The sequence below is a fragment of the Serratia sp. AS12 genome, from assembly GCF_000214195.1.
GTDB lineage: Bacteria > Pseudomonadota > Gammaproteobacteria > Enterobacterales > Enterobacteriaceae > Serratia > Serratia plymuthica.
The window spans coordinates 4,072,941-4,094,402 of the sequence record NC_015566.1 but is presented as its reverse complement, the minus strand read 5'-3'; the positions used below and the strand labels follow the sequence as shown (position 1 = coordinate 4,094,402).

At 58.4% G+C, this 21,462-nt stretch carries 15 protein-coding genes; 11 read left to right on the top strand and 4 right to left on the bottom strand.

Going from position 1 to position 21,462, the window contains the following annotated elements:
- Positions 1–5: 5 nt before the first annotated feature.
- From SERAS12_RS19080 to SERAS12_RS19070, 3 genes are all read right to left on the bottom strand, one after another.
- Positions 6–794, bottom strand: a complete 789-nt coding sequence (locus SERAS12_RS19080; RefSeq protein WP_013814151.1) for a MurR/RpiR family transcriptional regulator — start codon at positions 792–794, stop codon at positions 6–8.
- A gap of 130 nt (positions 795–924) precedes the next feature.
- Positions 925–2,283 (bottom strand): 6-phospho-alpha-glucosidase, encoded by a 1,359-nt coding sequence (locus SERAS12_RS19075; RefSeq protein WP_013814150.1) that lies wholly within the window; start codon positions 2,281–2,283, stop codon positions 925–927.
- A gap of 13 nt (positions 2,284–2,296) precedes the next feature.
- Positions 2,297–3,862, bottom strand: coding sequence for a PTS transporter subunit EIIC (locus tag SERAS12_RS19070; RefSeq protein ID WP_013814149.1), 1,566 nt, complete (start codon positions 3,860–3,862; stop codon positions 2,297–2,299).
- A 292-nt stretch (positions 3,863–4,154) separates the two neighbouring features.
- On the opposite strand from SERAS12_RS19070, the gene SERAS12_RS19065 reads away from it, so the two are divergent.
- The 3 genes from SERAS12_RS19065 (at position 4,155) to ndk (ending at position 12,140) form a co-directional block, all read left to right on the top strand.
- The gene (locus tag SERAS12_RS19065) at positions 4,155–9,146 is read left to right on the top strand and encodes an alpha-2-macroglobulin (RefSeq protein WP_013814148.1); all 4,992 of its coding nucleotides are present in this window, start codon (positions 4,155–4,157) and stop codon (positions 9,144–9,146) included.
- Between the two features lie 61 nt (positions 9,147–9,207).
- Positions 9,208–11,532 (top strand): peptidoglycan glycosyltransferase PbpC, encoded by a 2,325-nt coding sequence (pbpC, locus tag SERAS12_RS19060; RefSeq protein ID WP_041416309.1) that lies wholly within the window; start codon positions 9,208–9,210, stop codon positions 11,530–11,532.
- 182 nt (positions 11,533–11,714) lie between these two features.
- A complete protein-coding gene (gene ndk, locus SERAS12_RS19055) occupies positions 11,715–12,140 on the top strand; it encodes a nucleoside-diphosphate kinase (protein WP_004952077.1) in 426 nt (141 codons plus the stop codon).
- Between the two features lie 129 nt (positions 12,141–12,269).
- Here the strand turns inward: ndk and SERAS12_RS26495 are convergent, their stop codons facing one another.
- Positions 12,270–12,422 (bottom strand): hypothetical protein, encoded by a 153-nt coding sequence (locus SERAS12_RS26495; protein WP_158307046.1) that lies wholly within the window; start codon positions 12,420–12,422, stop codon positions 12,270–12,272.
- Between SERAS12_RS26495 and SERAS12_RS19050 the strand changes: the two genes are divergently transcribed.
- The 8 genes from SERAS12_RS19050 to der all read left to right on the top strand — a co-directional run bounded on the left by SERAS12_RS19050 (position 12,421) and on the right by der (position 21,449).
- The gene (locus tag SERAS12_RS19050; RefSeq protein WP_013814146.1) at positions 12,421–13,617 is read left to right on the top strand and encodes a bifunctional tRNA (adenosine(37)-C2)-methyltransferase TrmG/ribosomal RNA large subunit methyltransferase RlmN; all 1,197 of its coding nucleotides are present in this window, start codon (positions 12,421–12,423) and stop codon (positions 13,615–13,617) included. The two genes, SERAS12_RS26495 and SERAS12_RS19050, sit on opposite strands and share 2 nt — an antisense overlap.
- Before the next feature lie 87 nt (positions 13,618–13,704).
- Complete coding sequence (gene pilW, locus SERAS12_RS19045; protein WP_041416635.1) at positions 13,705–14,451, top strand: type IV pilus biogenesis/stability protein PilW; 747 nt, start codon at positions 13,705–13,707, stop codon at positions 14,449–14,451.
- Positions 14,441–15,424, top strand: coding sequence for a cytoskeleton protein RodZ (rodZ, locus tag SERAS12_RS19040; protein WP_013814144.1), 984 nt, complete (start codon positions 14,441–14,443; stop codon positions 15,422–15,424). Before pilW ends, rodZ begins: the two co-directional genes overlap by 11 nt.
- Before the next feature lie 47 nt (positions 15,425–15,471).
- A complete protein-coding gene (ispG, locus tag SERAS12_RS19035; protein ID WP_004952070.1) occupies positions 15,472–16,593 on the top strand; it encodes a flavodoxin-dependent (E)-4-hydroxy-3-methylbut-2-enyl-diphosphate synthase in 1,122 nt (373 codons plus the stop codon).
- Positions 16,594–16,732: 139 nt separating this feature from the next.
- Positions 16,733–18,007 (top strand): histidine--tRNA ligase, encoded by a 1,275-nt coding sequence (hisS, locus tag SERAS12_RS19030; protein ID WP_013814143.1) that lies wholly within the window; start codon positions 16,733–16,735, stop codon positions 18,005–18,007.
- A 13-nt stretch (positions 18,008–18,020) separates the two neighbouring features.
- Positions 18,021–18,641: a YfgM family protein gene (locus tag SERAS12_RS19025; RefSeq protein ID WP_013814142.1), complete on the top strand. Its 621-nt coding sequence runs from the start codon at positions 18,021–18,023 to the stop codon at positions 18,639–18,641.
- Positions 18,642–18,652: 11 nt separating this feature from the next.
- Positions 18,653–19,834, top strand: coding sequence for an outer membrane protein assembly factor BamB (bamB, locus tag SERAS12_RS19020; protein ID WP_013814141.1), 1,182 nt, complete (start codon positions 18,653–18,655; stop codon positions 19,832–19,834).
- Between the two features lie 133 nt (positions 19,835–19,967).
- Positions 19,968–21,449 (top strand): ribosome biogenesis GTPase Der, encoded by a 1,482-nt coding sequence (der, locus tag SERAS12_RS19015; RefSeq protein WP_004952062.1) that lies wholly within the window; start codon positions 19,968–19,970, stop codon positions 21,447–21,449.
- Positions 21,450–21,462 lie beyond the last annotated feature (13 nt).

Here is a 21,462-nt window from a genome sequence, read left to right as displayed (position 1 = left end):
TCTTGCTACCGTGCGGCGCGCAGCCCGCCGGTAGCGCTCAACAGCAATAAATCCATCAGCATCACCAGGTTCGATTCGAACGAGGTTATCTCACCGGCATCGACCGCCGCGTCACTGGCGTCGTCGTACAACGGAAAGTGAATATCCGCCAACGGCGCTAACGGGTTGATGGAGGCTCGGGTAAAAGCCACCACTTTCATACCTATGTTGCGCGCGATGCGCGTCTTGTCCAGTACCTGCTCGGTCTTCCCGCTGCGTGAAATCACGATCAGCACCCGGTATTTAGGCGCGTTGTTGAGGAAAATACCGCGGCTGTCGCCGCCGCCGGAGACAAAGGCGCTTTTACCGAGGATCTGCAGCTTCTTTTCCAGATATTCGGCAAACAGATGCGAAAAGCCGGTGCCGTACAGGTAAAAACTTTCTTCCTGCTGCAACAGGTCGCTGAATGCGGCGATTTTCTCTGCGCTGACGTAGGCAAAGGTTCGCTGGTAGTTGGCGATAAACTGTTGAAACGCCGCCGGCAGATTGCCGGGCGAAGGGGAGGTGAGCACCAGCGTTGGATTATCGCTCAGTAGCTGTTTGATGGTGAACAGCAGCTCGCTGTAGCCGCTGAACCCCAGTTTATGACATAAACGCATCACGGTAGCGGTGGAGACAAAGGTTTCGCGCGCCAGCTCGCGTACGGTGAGTTTGCCTACCTGCAGGGCATGGTCGGCGATAAAGGCCAGCACCCGGTATTCGGCGCGGGTGAGATCCTCGCCGCGTTGCAGCAAAGAAGCCAGACGGTTATCCAAGAAATATGCCTCCGGTGGCAAGCGTTGCCTTATCCTAGGGGGCGCAGGGCGGCGATTCAATGCAAAAGAGAGCGGCCAGCCCCGAAAGGCCGGCCGGGTACTGCAGAAGATGACGGCTACCGGGCACAAATTATTGCGTGATGCCTTCTTTATAGGCTTGCGTCAACTGCGGCCAATAATCCTGATTGGCGGCTATCATATCGTCCAAAATCGCTTTGGCATGCTGCATGGTTGGCACGGTACGGTTGAGAGTGAACGCTTGCAGCGCCTTCTCATAGCTGCCTTCCAGCGTCGCTTCCACCAGCAGCTGTTCGCAGGCCAGTTGTTGTTCAATCAGCCCCTTGTAGAACAGCGGAATTTTACCGACCGTTACCGCTTCCGGGCCGTTAGCCGTGATGTAGGCCGGCACTTCCACCATGGCATCGTAAGGCAGGTTGGCGATGGCACCGCGATTTTCAACGATCACCAAATGGCGCTGACGCAGATCAAAGGCCAGTGAGCGTGCCACGTCGACAATAAACGAGCCGTGCACGCCAACGTGGAAAGCATCGGGCAGAATGCCGGTTTTTTTGTACTCGGCCGCTGCGGCAAACAGCTTTTTCTCGCGGCCGTCCATCACTTCGTTGGCGCGGGTATAGCCCGGATTTTGATGTTCCACGATCTGATTTGGCATCAGGTAATACTGCATATAAGGGTTTGGCAGGTATTCCGGGAAGTGGTCCATCAGCGGCTTGATGTTGCGCCAGGTTTTGACCCAGGAAGGATCGGAATGCTGCGGATCGGTGGCTGCCGCGTCTTCGGTCAGCAGGCCAAACCTGGCGATGTGCTCGCGCAGCTGCGGCAGGCGATCGACACCGTCGACCAGCACCTGAGTGAACCAACCAAAGTGGTTCAAACCAAAGTAATTTACGGTTACCGCTTCGCGATCGACCCCCAGCACCGCCGCTATATTGCGCATCGCCGCCACCGGCATGTCGCAGATGTTCAGCACTCGCGCCTGTGGACGCAGACGGCGCACCCCTTCGGCCACGATCGCCGCCGGATTGGAGTAGTTGACGATCCAGGCGTTGTCCGCATAGCGCTCGACCAGGTCGATCAGTTCAACCATCGGCAAAATGGTGCGAAGCCCGTACGCCAGCCCGCCGGGCCCGCAGGTTTCCTGGCCTACCACGCCGTGGCGCAGCGGAATTTTCTCATCCTGTTCGCGCATGTTGTACTGGCCGACGCGCATTTGCGCGAACACGAAGTGGGCGTGGCTGAATGCCACCTCCGGGTCGGTGGTGATCGTCAGTTTGATGCTCTGGCTGTGATCGCGGATCACCTTCTCCACCACCGGGGCGATGATGTCCTGCCGCTCGCCGTCAATGTCGTACAGGCGGATCTCCGCCAGCGGAAAATCAGCGAGACGTACCATCAGGCTTTTAACGATGCCCGGCGTGTAAGTGCTGCCGCCACCGGCAATGGCGAGAATGAACGGGGGTTTGGTCATGGTAATTCTCCTGTTAAAGCGCGGTTTCGACCGCTTCACGCATTTTCTTGACGTGCAACCCATACACCACCTGCACATTGTTGCCGGAGCGAATGACGCCCTTGGCACCGGTGGTTTTTAGCTGCTGCTCATTGATGGTTGAGATATCGCGAACCCTGACCCGCAGGCGGGTATAGCAGTTGTCCACCCCTTCGATATTTTGTTTGCCCCCCAGCCCGGCGATGATGACATGGCCGATACTGTCACCTGTGGCTGGCGGTGCGGCGGTGGGGGTTTTGCCTTGGTAATCGGCTTTGGAATACAGCCGGGTTTCCGTTTCATCGCTTTCGCGGCCGGGGGTTTTGAGATCGAACCTCAGGATCAGAAAACGGAACAGCAGGAAATACAGCGCCGCCATAATCAACCCGACCAGGATGTACATCGGCCAGTTGGATTTTTCGATGCCGAGCGGCAGGTTATACAACACGAAGTCAATCACCCCGTTGGCGCCGATGGCATGCACGCCGAACAGGTAAAACAGCATCATGCCGACCCCGGCCAGCACCGCATGCACGCCGAACAGCAGCGGGGCGACGAACAGGAACGAAAACTCCAGCGGTTCGGTAACGCCGAGCAGGAAGGACGTGAAAGCCGCCGGGATCAGGATCGCCTTGGCGGCATTTTTGCGTTCCGGTTTGGCAGTGACATACATCGCCAGCGCCGCGGCGGTCAGGCCAAACATTTTGCTGATGCCGCGTGCGTCCCACACCACCGTCGGGCTGAGCTGCTTCACGCTGTGGCAAGCCATTTCAGCGAAGTAGATATTGCGCGCCCCTTGATAGGCGGTGCCGCAAACCTCCTGCGTGCCGCCCAGTTCGGTGTACAGGAAAGGCGTATAGACCAGGTGATGCAGGCCGGTGGGGATCAAAATGCGTTCCAGAAAGCCGTAAACCAGTACGCCAAACGCCCCGGCGCCGTGAATCGCGTAGGCCAGATGGGTAATGCCCTGTTGGGCGTATGGCCACAGGTAGCTGAGAGCAAAACCCAACGCAATAGCCAGTGGGATCGCCAGAATGGTGACGAAGCAGTGGCCGGAATAGATCGCCATCACTCCGTTAAACTGCACGCCGGAGTAGCGGTTATAGAGATAGCCCGCCACGCCGCCGATCAGAATGCCGGCGAACACGCCCATCTCCAGCACCTGCACGCCCAGCACCATGCCCTGGCCGGCTGCGCGCATCTGCTCCGCCGGCACCAGTTTGCCGTGCAGCTGCAGGGTGATATTCATGGCATTGATAAAAATGATAAAGGTCACCAGACCGATCAGCGCCGCGTAGCCTTTATCGCGCTGTGCCAGCCCAATGGGAATGCCGACGGCAAACACCAGCGCCAGGTTGGCCAGAATGGCGACGGCGGAACGGGAAACCAACTGGCCAAAGTCTTGCACCAACGGGTGATTCAGCAGGGGGATATAGCCCGCCAGATTGCCGTTGCCAAACAGGTTGCCGAGGGCGATAAACAGCCCGACGATCGGCAGAATCAATACCGGTCCGTACAGCGACTTGCCAAAATCCTGCAGCACGTTAACTGCTCTGTTCATTGCATGCCCTCATTATTGCTATTCGTATCGGGGGTCAATCGGGTTGAATCTGATGCTAGCAGCGCCGTGATTGCTTATCTATCTATCCTATTGTTTTAAAAACAAATAACTCTAATGGTAACAAGTAACGTTACGCAGTGTGATCGGCGTAACAGTTCTTTGCATAGCGCTTCGCCATTACGCTCGACACAGATTGAAATGTTTCACGGCTTGGGGAGCAGCGCTGCTATTATTCATCCATATCCGGATATTGCGCCGACAAGTCGCGCAAACGCTGCCAGGGAGTTAAACGATGAAACCATGCCGTTCAGGGGCATTCGCGTCAGGCAAGAAACTTTGTCAGGGGATCGCATTGGCGGGGGGCTTGCTGCTGCTGGCCGCCTGCGATGATGGCGGTCAAAAAACAACCGTGGCGCAAGGCGATGGGCCGACGAACAGCGCCACGCAGGCGAAACGGCCGGATGCCGCCGCACTGGCGGTGCTGGCGAAACGCGACGCAGGCAAGCCGCTGACGTTGCTGGATGCTTCCGAACTGCAACTCGATGGCGCCAGCGCCATGGTGCTGACGTTTTCTTTGCCGCTGGATCCGAACCAGGATTTCGCCGCACGGGTTCACCTGGTCGACAGCGTCAGCGGTAAAATCGACGGTGCCTGGGAGCTGTCGGATAACCTGATGGAGCTGCGGTTGCGTCATCTGCAACCCAACCGCAAGCTGGTACTGACCGTTGAAGGCGGCCTGAAAGCGGTCAACGGCGCCGAACTGGGCCAACAACAGCAACAAACCCTCGCCACCCGCGATATCAAACCCAGCGTCGGCTTTGCCGGCAAAGGCTCGCTGCTGCCGACCAAGCTGGCGCAGGGGTTACCGGTGATGGCGCTGAACGTCGACAACGTGGACGTTAACTTCTTCCGGGTGAAGGCCGATGCCTTACCGGCGTTTCTGGCCAACTGGGAATATCGCAACGCGCTTTCCAGCTGGGAGTCGGAAGAGCTGTTGAAAATGGCCGACCTGGTCTACAGCGGCCGCTTCGATCTCAACCCGCAACGCAATACCCGCGAACGCCTGCTGCTGCCGCTGAACGGTATCGAGGCGTTGCAGCAGCCCGGCGTTTATTTGGCGGTGATGCAGCAGGCCGGTCATTACGGTTACACCAATCCGGCGACCTTGTTCACTCTCAGCGATATCGGCGTTTCACTGCACAGCTACCACGATCGTCTGGACATCTTTACCCAGGGGTTGGAAGGCGGTGCGGCGCTAAACGCGGTTGAGCTGCGCCTGCTGGATGAGAAAGGCCAAACCCTGGCCCAGGGCACGACCGATAAGCAAGGGCACGCTCAACTGGCGAAAAACAGCAAGGCGCGCTTGTTGCTGGCTACCCAACAGGGCCAGACCAGCATGATAGATCTCTCGACGCCGGCGCTGGATCTGGCCGAGTTTGATATCGCCGGACCGGAAGGTTACAGCAAGCAGTTCTTCGCTTTTGGCCCGCGCGATCTGTATCGGCCGGGCGAAACGCTGATCGTCAACGGTTTACTGCGCGATGCCGACGGCAAGCCGCTGCCGGCCCAACCGGTGAAGGTGGATATCGTCAAGCCGGACGATCAGGTGGCACGTAGCTTTGTCTGGCAGCCGCAGGACGGTTTGTATCAATACCAGTATCAAATCCCCGAGGGCGGGCCGACCGGCAACTGGTCGCTGCGCTTTAATCTGGGGGACAACCAGCCGCGGCTTTACGGCTTCAAGGTCGAGGATTTCCTGCCGGAGCGCATGGCGCTCGACATCACCGCACAGAAAACCCCGCTGCAACCCGACGCGCAACTGGTGTTTGACGTCACTGGCCGCTATCTGTACGGTGCGCCGGCTTCCGGCAATCGCCTGCAAGGACAGGTGTTCTTGCGGCCCCAGCGTGAGGCGGTCAGCAGCCTGCCGGGCTATGAATTTGGCTCGGTGACGGAAGAAAGCCTGTCACGCAATATGGACGAGTTCGATCAGGCGCTGGACAGTGCGGGCAAGGCGCAGTTGGCGGTAGACAGCAGTTGGGCCGAGGTGAAATCCCCGCTGAAAGCGATCCTGCAGGCCAGCCTGCTGGAGTCCGGCGGCCGCCCGGTAACGCGTCGCGCCGAACAGGCGATCTGGCCTGCCGATGCGCTGCCCGGCATTCGGCCGCTGTTCAATAAACAACAGATTTATGACTACCGCAGCGACAGCTATCAGGCTCAACCGGTCGTGGATGAAAACACCCAGGCCGCTTTTGATATCGTTTACGCCAATGCCGCCGGGGAGAAGCTGGCGGCCAGCGGGCTGAAGGCCAGGCTGGTGCGTGAGCGCCGCGACTATTACTGGCAATGGTCGGAAGGGGAAGGTTGGCAGTCGCTGTATGACAAGAAAGATCTGCCGCTGGCGGAACAGACCCTGGATATTGCCGCCAACGGCAGCGCCAAGGTGAGTTTCCCGGTGGAATGGGGCGCGTATCGCATTGAAGTGGTGGATCCGCAGAGCAACCTGATCACCAGCCTGCGATTCTGGGCAGGTTACAGTTGGCAAGACAACACCAACGGCAGCGGCGCGGTGCGGCCGGACCAGGTGAAACTGAAGCTGGACAAGCCGGCCTATAAGCCGGGCGAAAAAGTAAAACTGCACATTGAAGCGCCGGCCGCCGGCAAGGGGTATTTGCTGGTGGAATCGAGCGATGGCCCGCTGTGGTGGCAGGAGCTGGAGGTGCCGGCCGGCGGTGCCGATGTCGAGGTGCCGATTAACCAGGACTGGAGGCGCCACGATCTGTATCTCAGCGCGTTGGTGATCCGCCCTGGTGACAAACAGCAGCAGTCGACGCCGAAGCGAGCGGTGGGCCTGTTGCATCTGCCGCTGGTGGACGAAGGGCGCAAACTGGCGCTAACGCTGGATGCGCCGCAGCGTATGCGGCCGAATCAGACGCTGACGGTGAAGGTCAAGGCGACCCATAGCGAAGGCAAACCGCCGCAGCAAATCAACGTACTGCTCTCCGCCGTGGACAGCGGCATTCTCAATATAACCGACTACGCGACGCCGGACCCGTATCAGGCATTCTTTGGCCGCAAGCGCTACAGCGCCGATCAGTACGATGTCTACGGGCAGTTGATTGAGGGGAAAGGGCGCCTGGCCAACCTGCGTTACGGCGGTGACGGCGACGACGAAGATGCGCTGTCGCGCGGCGGTAAAAAACCTATTACCACAGTGACCATCGTGGCCCAACAGGCGCAGCCGGTTAAGCTGGACGCCAAGGGCGAGGGCGAGATCCAGATCGCCATTCCGGATTTTAACGGCGAACTGCGGCTGATGGCGCAAGCGTGGAGCGACGAAGACTTCGGCAAGGCGGAGGCCAAAACCGTGGTTGCCGCGCCAGTGGTGGCAGAGCTGGCGACGCCGCGTTTCCTGGCCGGGGGCGACAGCACCCAGTTGGCATTGGACGTCAGTAATCTGTCCGGCCAGCCGCAGACGCTGACGGTGAAATTGGCCGCCAGCGGATTGGTGGCGCTGCAAGGTGCGGGTGAACAACAGGTCAGCCTGGCAAACGGCGAACGCACTACGCTGCAGATACCGGTGCAGGCGCTGATGGGCTTTGGCCAGGGGGAGGTCGCGCTTAGGGTCAGTGGCCTGACGCTGCCGGGTGAAACGTTGAAAGATTATCAGCATACCTGGAAGATTGGCGTGCGCCCGGCTTACCCGGCGCAAACCCGCCAGTTCGCCAGCGTGATCCGCGCCGGTGAAAGCTGGAGCCTGCCGGCAGATGCCGCCGCCGGCCTGGTGCCGGCAACCCTGGAGGGGCAATGGCTGTTGACCAGCAGGCCGCCGATTAATCTGGCGCGTTATATCAGCGAGCTTTACGCCTATCCGTACGGTTGCCTGGAACAAACGACCAGCGGGCTTTATCCGTCGCTGTATACCAACCGGGCGCAACTGAGCGCATTGGGCATCAAAACCGGCAGTGATGAAAACCGCCGCAGCAGCATCGATGCCGGCATTGAGCACTTGCTCAGCATGCAGCGCTTTAACGGCGGTTTTGGCCTGTGGAACCGCGACAGTCAGGAAGAGTTCTGGCTGACCGCCTATGCCACAGACTTCCTGTTCCGCGCCAGCGAGCAGAATTACAGCGTACCGGCAGATGCATTGACCGCAGCCAATAACCGCTTGCAGCGCTATTTACAGGACCGCAGTCAGATCGACGTCGCCTATACCCCGTTCCCTGATCACACCCGCTTTGCGGTGCAGGCCTATGCCGGGTTGGTGCTGGCGCGTCAACAGCAGGCACCGCTTGGCGCACTGCGGCAGCTGTATGAACGCCGTGCCGACGCTCGCTCAGGCTTGCCGCTGGTGCAGCTTGGCGTCGCGCTGAAGCTGATGGGGGATATGCCGCGCGCCAATCAGGCGATCGAACAAGGGCTGGCGACACAGCGCAACGCCAAGGATTACTGGCTGGAAGATTACGGCAGCCCGTTGCGTGACGATGCGATGATCCTGGCGCTGCTGACCGAAAATAATCTGTTGCCGGCGGTACGCGACCAGCGCTTGCTGTCGCTGTCTGAGCGGCTTAACGGCGAGCGTTATCTGTCCACGCAGGAGAGCAACGCGCTGTTCCTGGCGGCGCGTAACCTGATCGGCAGTGCTGAAACGCCGTGGCAGGCGCAAACGGTGCAGGGCAAGACGCTGTCCGGCAACCAGGCACTGACGCAAAGCCTGTCCGCCGAGCAGGTGGTCGCGGGGCTGCAACTCACCAATACCGGCAGCGGTACGCTGTACAGCCGCGCCGATCTGGTCGGTTACCCAGAGCAGGCGCCGCAGCCGCAGAGCAATGTGCTGAACATTCGCCGTGAATTCCTGGGATTGGACGGCAAACCTGTGGATCTGACCCAGTTGAAAAGCGGACAGCTGATTCTGGTGCATCTGGATGTCTGGGCCGATAACGCGGTGCCGGACGCGCTGGTCGTCGATCTGCTGCCGGCCGGTCTGGAGCTGGAAAACCAGAATCTGGGGGACAGCAGCGCTAGCCTGGGCGAAAGCGCCAGCAGCGTGACCGAACTGTTGCAGGACATGCAGCAGGCCGATATCAAGCACCAGGAGTTCCGCGACGATCGCTACGTGGCGGCGGTGAATATCGACGGCTACCGTCATACTACGCTGCTGTATCTGGCGCGTGCGGTGACGCCGGGTGCCTATCTGGTGCCGGCTCCGCAGGTTGAGTCGATGTATGTGCCCGCCTGGCGTGCGTTAGGCGCTACGCCGCCGCGACTTGAGATTGCCCGATGACTTACCTTGTCCCGCCCCGGAGGTTTAACCGGTGGCGGGGCAAGGGAGCGATGTTTTTCTTATGACTCTCTTCCTCGCCCATTTGCGCCGCCGCGGGTTAATTTGGCTGCTGGTGATTTTATTGCCGCCCGCTTTGCTGTGGCTGGCGGACCGGCTGTGGCCGTTGCCGCTGAAAGATGCCGAGATGGCCCGAGTGGTGGTGGCGGAAGACGGCACGCCGCTGTGGCGCTATGCCGACAGCGACGGCGTGTGGCGTTATCCGGTGACTTTGCAGCAGGTGTCGCCCTATTACCTGCAAGCGTTGCTGACCTATGAGGACCGTTGGTTTTATCAGCATCCCGGTATCAACCCGTTGGCGCTGGCTCGCGCCGCCTGGCAGGACCTGCGCAATGGGCAGATTGTTTCCGGCGGCAGCACGTTGTCGATGCAGGTGGCACGCCTTATCGATCCCCATCCGCGCACGCTGGGTGGCAAATTACGACAGGTGTGGCGTACCGCGCAGCTGGAATGGCATTTATCGAAGGATCAAATCCTCGAAATCTACCTTAACCGGGCGCCCTATGGCGGCACGTTGCAGGGGATTGGCGCGGCAAGCTGGACCTATCTGGGCAAACCGCCTTCGGCACTCACGCGTGGAGAAGCGGCATTGCTGGCGGTATTGCCGCAAGCGCCCAGCCGTTTGCGGCCGGATCGTTACCCGGAGCGGGCGCAGGCCGCACGGGACAAGGTGCTGGAGCGGCTGGCGTATTACCGCGTTTGGCCGGCGCAACAGGTGAATGAAATTCGCCAGGAAGCGCTGTGGCTGGCACCGCGTCAGGTACCTCAGTTAGCGCCGTTGCTGGCGCGGCGCATGACGCAGGGTAACCGCAGCCAGGTCGTAACGACCACGCTGGACGCCACGTTACAGCGGCGGCTGGAAGAACTGGCGCGCGGCTGGAAGAGCCAATTGCCGGAAAAAACCTCGGTTGGCGTGCTGGTGGTCGATCACACCAACATGAAGGTGCGCGCCTACCTGGGCTCGTTGGATTTCAATGACAACGGCCGTTTTGGTCATGTTGATATGGTGGCGGCATGGCGTTCGCCAGGATCGACGCTCAAACCCTTTTTATATGGGCTGGCGCTGGACGATGGGCTAATCCACGCTGAATCGCTGTTGCAGGATGTGCCGCGTCGCTTCGGCGATTACCGGCCCGGCAATTTTGATACCGGTTTTCACGGTCCGGTCAGCGCCAGCGAGGCGCTGGCACGCTCGCTCAATCTGCCGGCAGTACAGCTGCTGGAGGCTTACGGTCCAAAACGCTTTGCCGCCAATTTACGCAACGTGGGCGTGGAACTGCGGCTGCCGGCCCACGCCGAACCGAGCCTGGCGTTGATTCTGGGCGGAGCCGGCGCGCGGTTGGATCAGTTGGTCGCCGGGTTCAGCGCATTGGCCCGTCAAGGCAAAGTGGCGCCGCTGCGATTTACGCCTCGGCAAGGGCTTTACGATCGCCAGTTGCTGTCGCCGGGCGCAGCCTGGATTGTGCGGCGCATATTGGCGGGAGAAGCGCGCCCGTTACCGGATGACGTGCTGCCTGCCAGCGTGCCGCTGGCGTGGAAAACCGGCACCAGTTATGGCTACCGCGACGCCTGGGCGATTGGCGTTAACGCCCGTTACACGCTGGGCATATGGGTTGGGCGGCCGGACGGCACGCCGGTGGCCGGGCAGTTCGGTTTCGCTACGGCGGTACCGCTGCTAAACCAGGTCAATAATTTGCTGCTGGCCTCTTTGCGCCAGCGCGGGCAAGGGATCCCGACCGATCCGCGCCCGGCGAGCGTCAGCCGCGCGGAGATCTGCTGGCCTGGCGGGCAGCCGCTTGCCGCCGGGGACAGTAACTGTCGCCAGCGACGCCTGAGCTGGATCCTTGACGGAACCTTGCCGCCAACGCTGCCCGCACCGGGCCAGGAAAGCGCGTTGGGCAGCCAACCCCTGGTGTGGCTGAATGCTCGCGGGCTGCGCGTGGCGGCGGATTGCCCGGGGGCGGTGGCGCATCGTTTGGCGCTGTGGCCAACGCCGCTGGAGCCGTGGTTGCCGCCGGCGGAACGCCGCGCCCAACGTTTGCCGGCCGTCGATCCGCGGTGCCCACCCTTGCAACAACAGGAGGCGCCGCCGCTGCTAATGCTGGGCGTACGCGACGGCGCGATACTGCGTCGCCTGCCGGGTAAAAATGCGCTTGATTTGCGGGTTAGCGCTCAGGGAGGAAGCGGGCAGCGCTGGTGGTTCCTGAACGGCCAGTTGGTGGGGGAAGGGGAGTCGCTGTTGCAGACGTTGACGCAGCCGGGCCGCTACCAGCTCAGCCTGCTGGATGAGAGTGGCCAGGTGGCGCTACGCGGTTTTAACCTCGATTAAGCCGATTTTTCACCTCCGGCCTACAGGGCGCAAAGTGAAGAATGAAGATAATAATTTTTAATGAAATGTTGATTTTCCCGTAGGCAAGCGTTAACGGCGCACATATAATCTGCGCCACTTAAGAAGGCCGGCACGCGTTTAATTGCAGACCGGCCAGTTTTGGAAGCCATATAGAGGCCATCATGACCGTAGAACGTACCTTCTCCATCATCAAACCAAATGCTGTAGCTAATAACGACATCGGCGCAATCTACGCTCGTTTCGAGCGTGCCGGTTTCAAAATCATCGCATCCAAAATGCTGCGTCTGACTCGCGAACAAGCCGAAGGCTTCTACGCTGAGCACAAAGGCCGCCCATTCTTCGACGGTCTGGTTGAGTTCATGACCTCCGGTCCAATCGTGGTTCAGGTTTTGGAAGCTGAAAACGCAGTGCAGCGCAACCGTGACATCATGGGCGCAACCAACCCGGACAACGCACTGGCAGGCACCCTGCGTGCTGACTACGCGGACAGCTTCACGGCCAACGCCGTGCACGGTTCTGACGCAGTAGAATCTGCCCAGCGCGAAATCGCTTACTTCTTCAACGAAAGCGAAATCTGTCCGCGCTAATACCCGCGGTCTTTCAAGCCGCCGCGTCGTTGGCTGCAACTTGAAATCCATAGGGTATTCTGTGCTGTGGGTTGCAGGGGCTCGATGAGCATTCACCGGCTGAAACAATAAAAATGCCCTGAATGCCTTTCAGTCGTGGTAACCCGCTACTAAAATTTGTACAATGCCGCGCCCCTGATGAGTCGTCTTGTCAGGGGCGCGTTTTTCAGTGCGATTAAAACGCACACTTACTTTCCATTCTTTAGCGCCATAACGTGTAACAACGAGGCCAGAGATCATCATGTTAGAACCCATCACGTCCGAGCACACCGTGTCTGAAAATAATTCGCTGACTACTCAATCCGTTAACGCGGAAACCCCGGCTACGGCCAAAATCAACCTGCTGGATTTGAACCGTCAGCAAATGCGTGAATTCTTCGCCAAAATGGGCGAAAAACCTTTCCGCGCCGATCAGGTCATGAAGTGGATGTACCACTATTGCTGCGATGATTTTGAGCAGATGACCGATATTAACAAGGTGCTGCGCAACAAACTGCAGAGCGTCGCCGAAATTCGCGCGCCGGAAGTGGCAGAAGAACAGCGTTCAGCCGATGGCACCATTAAATGGGCGATCAAAGTAGGCGATCAGCAGGTCGAAACCGTGTTCATTCCGGACGGCGATCGCGCGACCCTGTGCGTGTCATCCCAGGTGGGTTGTGCGCTGGAGTGCAAATTCTGTTCGACCGCTCAGCAGGGCTTTAACCGTAACCTGCGCGTGTCGGAAATCATTGGCCAGGTGTGGCGTGCGGCGAAAATCATCGGCGCACTGAAAGTCACCGGCGAACGCCCGATCACCAACGTGGTGATGATGGGCATGGGTGAGCCGCTGCTCAACCTGAACAACGTCGTGCCGGCGATGGAAATCATGCTGGACGACTTCGGCTTCGGCTTGTCCAAACGCCGCGTTACCCTGTCTACTTCCGGCGTCGTGCCGGCGCTGGACAAGCTGGGCGATATGATTGACGTTGCGCTGGCTATCTCGTTGCACGCGCCGAACGACAAGATCCGCGATGAAATCGTGCCTATCAACCGCAAATACAATATCGAGACCTTCCTGGCTGCGGTCCGCCGCTACCTGGAGAAATCCAACGCCAATCAGGGCCGGGTTACGGTCGAGTACGTGATGCTGGATCATATCAACGACAGCACCGACGATGCGCACCAGTTGGCGGAGGTGCTGAAAGACACGCCATGCAAGATCAACCTGATCCCATGGAACCCGTTCCCGGGGGCGCCGTATGGCCGCAGCTCCAACAGCCGCGTGGATCGTTTTTCCAAAGTGTTGATGGAATACGGCTTTACGACTATTGTTCGTAAAACCCGTGGTGATGATATCGATGCCGCCTGCGGGCAATTGGCAGGTGAAGTGATCGACCGTACCAAGCGTACCCTGAAAAAGAAAATGGCCGGGGAACCTATCAACGTGCGTGCGGTCTGAATCCTATAGCATGATTTTTTTGTTATCTAACAGTCTGTTATGTGAATAGACACCAAGATGACATCAGATAAGGAAATGAATGCGGGCATGAAGCTGAATCTGTGGGGCATGGTGCTGGCGGCCGGTTTACTGGCCGGCTGTTCCGGTTCGTCACCGGAAAAAGACGCGCAACCTGAAGCGGGCCAGACGCGTTTGCAACTGGGGCTGGAATATCTTAAGCAGGGCGATTTGAACGCCGCGCGGCAGAATCTGGAAAAAGCGGCGGACGCTGCTCCACAGGATTACCGTACCCAATTGGGCATGGCGCTTTACGAGCAGCGGATTGGCGAGAATGGCGCGGCTGAACAACGTTATCAGCAGGCGCTCAAACTTGCGCCAAACAATGGCACCGTGCTGAATAATTACGGTGCGTTTCTCTGCAGTTTAGGGCAGTATGTACCGGCACAACAGCAGTTTAGCTCCGCGGCACTGGCACCGGATTATGGTCAGGTTGCCGACAGCCTGGAAAACGCAGGTTACTGTTTTCTCAAGGCCGGACAGAACGATGAAGCACGTACCTTGTTAACGCGTGCCCTGAAGGTCGATCCGGACAAAGGCACTCCACTGTTGGTGGAGGCAGAAAAGCAATTTGGAGAAGGGAAGCGCGCTCAGTCGCAACTTTTATTGGATAGTTATCAACATGTTCTGCCGGCCAGTGCCGACAGCTTATGGTTACAGATTCGTTTCGCCGCGTTAGCAGGTCGTCAGGATAGCGTTCAACGTTATGGCAAGCAGCTAGCGCGAAGTTTTCCACAATCCAAACAGTACCAGCAGTTCTTAGCTAATGAATACTGAAGCCTCCCAAGATAAAACCGTATCCATGACGACAGGCCAACGTCTGCGTCAAGCCCGTGAAGCACTCGGGTTGAGTCAACAGGCCGTTGCAGAACGCCTGTGCCTCAAAATGTCTACCGTGCGCGACATAGAAGAAGACAATCTCTCCGCAGACCTTGCTTCGACTTTCGTGCGTGGTTATATCCGTTCCTACGCCAAGCTGGTGCGTTTGCCAGAGGATGAGCTGCTGCCGATGTTGGCCAAGCAGGCTCCGCTGAAGGTGGCGAAAGTCGCGCCCATGCAGAGCTTCTCGTTAGGCAAGCGTCGCAAAAAACGCGACGGCTGGCTGATGAGCTTCACCTGGCTGATTGTTTTCGTGGTAGTCGGTCTGACCGGTGCCTGGTGGTGGCAAAACCACAAGGCGCAACAGGAAGAGATCGCCACCATGGCCGATCAATCTTCCGCCCAGCTTTCGCAAAACAATGAAGGCCAATCAGTGCCGTTGACCGACAGCAATGCCGACAACAGCGCGCCTTTGGCTGACAATGGTTCAACGCCGGTAGATACCGGCGCTGTGCCTGCGCAACAGGCAGCACCGGTTCCGGCCGCAACAGGCAGTGAAACCGCGCAGCAACCTGCAGTGGTTTCACCAAGCCAAGCGCCGCTGCCAGAGACCACGCCTGCGGCTCCGACGGCGCAAGCGCCACTGCCGACCGGCGAAGCGGGCCTGGCTGCATCGGCCGAAGATCCTAACGCGCTGGTGATGAACTTCTCCTCTGACTGTTGGTTGCAGGTAAGCGACGCCAGCGGCAAGACGTTGTTCAGCGGCACCCAAAAGAGCGGCGGCAAGCTGAACCTGGCAGGCACCGCGCCGTATAAACTGACTATTGGCGCACCGGCCGCAGTACAGATTCAATATCAAGGTAAGCCGGTGGATTTAAGCCGGTTTGTTAAATCAAACCGTGTTGCTCGTCTGACCGTTGCCGCGCAGTAATTGCGCGGCTATTGTCGTGATGCCAGAGCAACAATGGAGAGTAAGTAATGCATAACCAAGCGCCCATCAACCGTCGAAAATCAACGCGAATTTACGTCGGCAAGGTGCCTATTGGTGATGGCGCGCCGATTGCCGTGCAGTCGATGACCAACACCCGTACCACCGATGTTGAAGCAACGGTTAATCAGATCAAAGCGCTGGAGCGCGTGGGCGTAGATATTGTCCGCGTTTCAGTTCCCACCATGGACGCCGCCGAGGCGTTCAAGCTGATCAAGCAGCAGGTTAACGTGCCGCTGGTCGCCGATATCCACTTCGATTACCGTATTGCGTTGCAGGTTGCCGAATACGGCGTGGATTGCCTGCGTATCAATCCAGGCAATATCGGCAACGAATCGCGTATCCGCTCAGTCGTGGACTGCGCGCGCGATAAAAACATCCCGATTCGTATTGGGGTGAACGGCGGCTCGCTGGAAAAAGACATTCAGGAAAAATACGGCGAACCTACGCCGGAAGCGCTGCTTGAATCGGCGATGCGTCATGTTGATATCCTCGACCGCCTCAACTTCGATCAGTTCAAGGTCAGCGTCAAAGCCTCCGACGTATTCCTGGCGGTGCAATCTTATCGCCTGTTGGCTGCCCGTATCGATCAACCGCTGCATTTGGGTATCACCGAAGCCGGCGGCATGCGCAGCGGTTCGGTGAAATCGGCGATTGGTCTGGGGCTGCTGCTGTCGGAAGGCATCGGCGATACCCTGCGTATTTCGCTGGCGGCCGATCCGGTGGAAGAAGTGAAAGTCGGTTTCGATATTCTGAAATCGCTGCGCATTCGCGCGCGCGGCATTAACTTCATCGCCTGTCCGACCTGCTCGCGTCAGGAATTTGACGTGATCGGTACGGTGAACGCGCTTGAACAACGCCTGGAAGACATCATCACGCCGATGGACATCTCGATTATCGGTTGTGTGGTCAACGGGCCGGGCGAAGCGCTGGTTTCCACGCTGGGCGTGACCGGTGGCCATAACAAGAGCGGTTTTTACGAAGACGGCGTGCGCCAGAAAGAGCGTTTTGACAACGAGCAGATGATTGACCAACTGGAAGCGAAGATTCGCGCCAAGGCATCGATGATGGATGAAAGCAATCGCATCTCGGTCAACCTGCTGGAAAAATAAGCGTTATCGCTACATGGCGGGCTGATTAGCCCGCTTGTTTATGAACCCGGGAGGCAGAAAGCGGCACCCGCGTTGAATACGGGGCGGCAAAGTCCCTATAATCGGGTTCATTTTTATAGACAACGGACAGAGAAATCACGTGGCAAAGAACATTCAAGCCATTCGCGGCATGAACGACTACCTGCCGGAAGATACGGCATTATGGCAGCGTATTGAAGGCACACTGAAGCAAGTGCTGGGCGGCTACGGTTACAGCGAAATCCGGTTGCCGATTGTAGAGCAGACCCCGTTATTCAAACGCGCGATCGGCGAAGTGACCGACGTCGTGGAAAAAGAGATGTACACCTTCGAGGATCGCAACGGCGAAAGCCTGACGCTGCGTCCGGAAGGGACGGCTGGCTGCGTTCGCGCCGGCATCGAACATGGTCTGCTGTACAATCAGGAACAGCGTCTGTGGTACATCGGCCCGATGTTCCGCTATGAGCGTCCGCAAAAAGGCCGCTATCGTCAGTTCAATCAGCTGGGTGTGGAAGTGTTCGGCCTGCAAGGCCCGGACATCGACGCCGAACTGATCCTGCTGACCGCCCGCTGGTGGAAAGCGCTGGGCATTTCCGAGCACGTGAATCTGGAGCTGAATTCAATCGGTTCTTTGGAAGCGCGCGCCAACTACCGCGATGCCCTGGTGGCGTTCCTGGAACAGCATAAAGAAAAGCTGGACGAAGATTGCAAACGCCGCATGTACAGCAACCCGCTGCGCGTACTGGACTCCAAAAATCCGGAAGTTCAGGCCTTGCTGAACGACGCACCGCGCCTGTCCGAGTATCTGGATGAAGAATCCAAAGCCCACTTCGACGGCCTGTGTGAACTTTTGTCTCAGGCAGGTATCCCATATACCATCAATGAACGCCTGGTGCGCGGTCTGGACTACTACAACCGTACGGTATTCGAATGGGTGACCACCAGTCTGGGCGCTCAGGGTACGGTGTGTGCAGGCGGCCGTTACGATGGCTTGGTCGAGCAACTGGGCGGGCGTGCGACGCCGGCGGTCGGTTTCGCGATGGGCCTGGAGCGTCTGGTATTGCTGGTTCAGGAAGTTAATCCGGATTTCAAAGCCCCGGCGACCATTGACGTGTACGTTATCTCCTCAGGTGCAGGCGCCCAAAGCGCGGCGATGCGGTTGGCAGAAAACGTGCGCGATGCAGCACCACAGCTGAAATTAATGACCAACTACGGCGGCGGCAACTTTAAGAAACAGATCACCCGTGCGGACAAATGGGGCGCACGCGTCGCTTTGATCCTCGGTGAGAACGAAGTCGCGGCACAGCAGGTGGTGGTTAAGGACCTGCGCAGTGGTGAACAAGAAACGCTGGCGCAAAGCGAAGTCGCAGTGCGTCTGGCAACGATGTTAGGTTAAGGAGAAGGACACCGTGGAAGTCTATACCACTGAAAACGAACAAGTCGACGCCGTGCGTCGGTTCTTTGCTGAAAACGGCAAAGCGCTGGCGGTGGGGGTGGTGCTCGGAATTGGTGCCCTGGTCGGCTGGCGTTTCTGGCAGAGCCACCAAAACTCCAACATGATGGCTGCGTCCCAATCCTATCAGGAAGCCAGCGATCGTCTGGCAGCCGGTAAGCCGGACGACGTGTCCGCTGCGGAGACGTTTGCCAAGGCCAACAGCAATAGCTATGGCGTACTGGCCTCGCTGGAGTTGGCGAAACACTTTGTCGAGCAGAATGATTTTGCCAAGGCAGAGCAACAGCTGGTGCTGGCTCAGGGCCAGACCAAAGACGATAACCTGTTGGCGATGGTTAGCCTGCGTCTGGCGCGTGTCCAGTTGCAGGAGAAAAAGCTGGATGAAGCGCTGAAAACGCTGGATGGCGTGAAAGGCGAAGGTTGGGCGGCGATGGCGCAAGATGCACGCGGTGACGCGTTGCTGGCCAAAGGCGACACCAAAGGTGCGCGTGAGGCTTACAGCAAAGGCATTGAGTCCAACGCTTCTCAGGCGCTGCAGGTTTTGCTGCGCATGAAATTGAATAACTTGTCCAGCTAAGGGGAATTCCCATGCAATTGCGTAAAACACTCTTGGTCGGACTGGTTTCCGTCGCCTTACTGAGTGGTTGCTCGCTGTTTAACAGTGAAGAAGACGTGGTTACCATGTCGCCGCTGCCAAAAGTTGAAAATCAGTTCACGCCGAACAAGGCGTGGAGCACCTCGGTAGGTGACGGTATCGGTGAGTTTTATTCTCACCTGCGTCCCGCTTTCCAGGACAGCACACTGTATGCTGCCGACCGTCACGGTATCGTGAAAGCGTTGGATGCAGACAGCGGTGACGAAAAGTGGAAGGTCGATCTTTCCGAGAAGACCGGCTTCTTCTCCAGCAACCTGCCGGCATTGCTGTCAGGCGGCCTGGCGGTTGCGGGCGATAAAGTTTACGTCGGCAGTGAAAAGGCGGTGGTTTACGCGCTGAATACTGCAGACGGTAAAGTGGCGTGGCAGACCAAGGTGGCCGGCGAAGCGATTTCTCGCCCGGTAATCAGCGACGGCATGGTGCTGATTCATACCTCCAACGGCTTGCTGCAGGCGCTGAACGAATCTGATGGCGCGGTGAAGTGGACGGTTAACCTGGACATGCCATCGCTGTCACTGCGCGGTGAGTCTGCTCCGGCCGTTGCCTTTGGCGCGGCGATTGTCGGCGGTGATAACGGCCGTGTCAGCGCAGTGCTGATGCAGCAGGGCCAGTTGATCTGGCAACAGCGTATTTCCCAGCCGAGCGGCGCGACCGAGATCGATCGCCTGAACGATGTGGACACGACGCCGGTGATTGTTGAGGGCGTTGTCTACGCATTAGGTTACAATGGCAACCTGACGGCGTTGGATCTGCGTTCCGGCCAGATCATGTGGAAGCGTGAACTGGGTTCCGTGAACGACTTCATCGTGGACGCGGGCCGCATCTACCTGGTCGATCAGAACGATCGCGTGGTAGCGCTGAGCACCGAAGGTGGCGTAACAGTGTGGACGCAGAGCGATCTGCTGCACCGCAACCTGACTCCGCCGGTGATGTATAATGGTTATCTGGTGACCGGGGATTCCGAAGGTTACCTGCACTGGATTAACACCACGGACGGCCGTTTTGTTGCCCAGCAGGAAGTGGATAGCTCCGGCTTCCTGTCTGCGCCGATGGTGGCTGGCGATAAGCTGGTTATCCAGGCTCGAGGCGGAAAAGTTTACGCTTTCACCCGCTAACGCTGCCGGTCATCGCACGGTTTGCAAACGGCTCCTGAGTGTTCAGGGGCCGTTTCGTATTTTTATAATCTGCACTTCTGGTGTCTATCCATGGTGCAGTAACGCATTGATTATTAAGTAATGAGGCTTCACAATGATACCTGTCGTCGCGCTGGTTGGGCGCCCGAATGTGGGTAAATCCACCTTGTTTAACCGTTTAACACATACGCGCGATGCGCTGGTGGCGGATTTCCCCGGGCTAACGCGAGACCGCAAGTATGGTCGTGCCGAAGTTGAGGGTAATGAATTTATTATCGTCGATACCGGGGGCATTGACGGTACCGAAGACGGCGTGGAAACGCGCATGGCCGGCCAATCGCTGTTGGCGATTGAAGAAGCGGACATCGTGCTGTTTATGGTCGATGCGCGTGCCGGCCTGATGCCGGCCGATCAGGGCATCGCCCAGCATCTGCGCAACCGTCAGAAGGCCACCTTCCTGGTCGCCAACAAAACCGACGGCATGGATCCGGACATGGCCACCGCCGATTTCTACTCGCTGGGCCTGGGTGACGTGCATGCGATTGCCGCTTCGCACGGTCGTGGCGTGGCGCAACTGATCGAGCACGTGCTGGTGCCGTTTGTCGGTGAAAAACCCGAAGAAGTCGAACTGACCGAAGAAGAGGCGAACGCCGCTTACTGGGCTGAGCAGGAAGACGAAATCCCGGAGGATGAAGAGCCGGAAGACGACTTCAACCCGCAAGATTTGCCGATCAAGCTGGCGATCGTTGGCCGCCCTAACGTAGGTAAGTCCACACTGACTAACCGCATCCTCGGCGAGGAGCGTGTGGTGGTGTACGACATGCCGGGCACTACCCGCGACAGTATCTATATCCCGATGGTACGCGACGAGCGCGAATACGTGCTGATCGATACCGCCGGGGTGCGCAAACGCGGCAAGGTGACGGAAACCGTAGAAAAATTCTCGGTAATCAAAACCCTGCAGGCGATTGAAGACGCCAACGTAGTGCTGTTGGTGGTTGACGCGCGCGAAGGCATTTCCGATCAGGATCTCTCGCTGCTCGGCTTTATCCTCAATAGTGGGCGCTCACTGGTGATTGTGGTCAACAAGTGGGACGGCATGAGCGAAGAAGATCGCGAGCACGTGAAAGAGATGCTCGATCTGCGCCTGGGTTTTGTCGATTTCGCCCGCATTCACTTTATTTCAGCCCTGCATGGCAGCGGCGTTGGCAACCTGTTCGTATCGGTGCTGGAAGCCTACGAGTGTGCGACCCGTCGTGTGAACACCTCCATGCTGACCAAAATCATGCAGATGGCTGCCGAAGACCACCAGCCGCCGTTGGTGCGCGGCCGCCGCGTGAAGCTGAAATATGCTCACGCCGGGGGTTACAACCCACCGATCGTGGTGATCCACGGCAACCAGGTGAGCGATCTGGCCGACTCTTACAAACGCTATCTGATGAACTACTTCCGTCGTTCACTGAAGGTCATGGGTACGCCAATCCGCATCCAGTTCAAAGAGGGTGACAACCCGTTCGCCGGCAAGCGCAACTTGCTGACGCCGAACCAGATGCGTAAACGTAAACGCCTGATGAGCCACCTGAAGAAAAGCAAGTAATCTTCAAAAAGAG

Excerpts from the sequence above, each read along its gene's own strand:
- SERAS12_RS19075 (WP_013814150.1), bottom strand. The coding sequence starts at position 2,283 with ATGACCAAACCCCCGTTCATTCTCGCCATTGCCGGTGGCGGCAGCACT.
- SERAS12_RS19070 (WP_013814149.1), bottom strand. The coding sequence starts at position 3,862 with ATGAACAGAGCAGTTAACGTGCTGCAGGATTTTGGCAAGTCGCTGTAC.
- SERAS12_RS19065 (WP_013814148.1), top strand. The coding sequence starts at position 4,155 with ATGAAACCATGCCGTTCAGGGGCATTCGCGTCAGGCAAGAAACTTTGT.
- pbpC (WP_041416309.1), top strand. The coding sequence starts at position 9,208 with ATGACTCTCTTCCTCGCCCATTTGCGCCGCCGCGGGTTAATTTGGCTG.
- ndk (WP_004952077.1), top strand. The coding sequence starts at position 11,715 with ATGACCGTAGAACGTACCTTCTCCATCATCAAACCAAATGCTGTAGCT.
- SERAS12_RS19050 (WP_013814146.1), top strand. The coding sequence starts at position 12,421 with ATGTTAGAACCCATCACGTCCGAGCACACCGTGTCTGAAAATAATTCG.
- SERAS12_RS26495 (WP_158307046.1), bottom strand. The coding sequence starts at position 12,422 with ATGATGATCTCTGGCCTCGTTGTTACACGTTATGGCGCTAAAGAATGG.
- pilW (WP_041416635.1), top strand. The coding sequence starts at position 13,705 with ATGAAGCTGAATCTGTGGGGCATGGTGCTGGCGGCCGGTTTACTGGCC.
- rodZ (WP_013814144.1), top strand. The coding sequence starts at position 14,441 with ATGAATACTGAAGCCTCCCAAGATAAAACCGTATCCATGACGACAGGC.
- ispG (WP_004952070.1), top strand. The coding sequence starts at position 15,472 with ATGCATAACCAAGCGCCCATCAACCGTCGAAAATCAACGCGAATTTAC.
- bamB (WP_013814141.1), top strand. The coding sequence starts at position 18,653 with ATGCAATTGCGTAAAACACTCTTGGTCGGACTGGTTTCCGTCGCCTTA.
- der (WP_004952062.1), top strand. The coding sequence starts at position 19,968 with ATGATACCTGTCGTCGCGCTGGTTGGGCGCCCGAATGTGGGTAAATCC.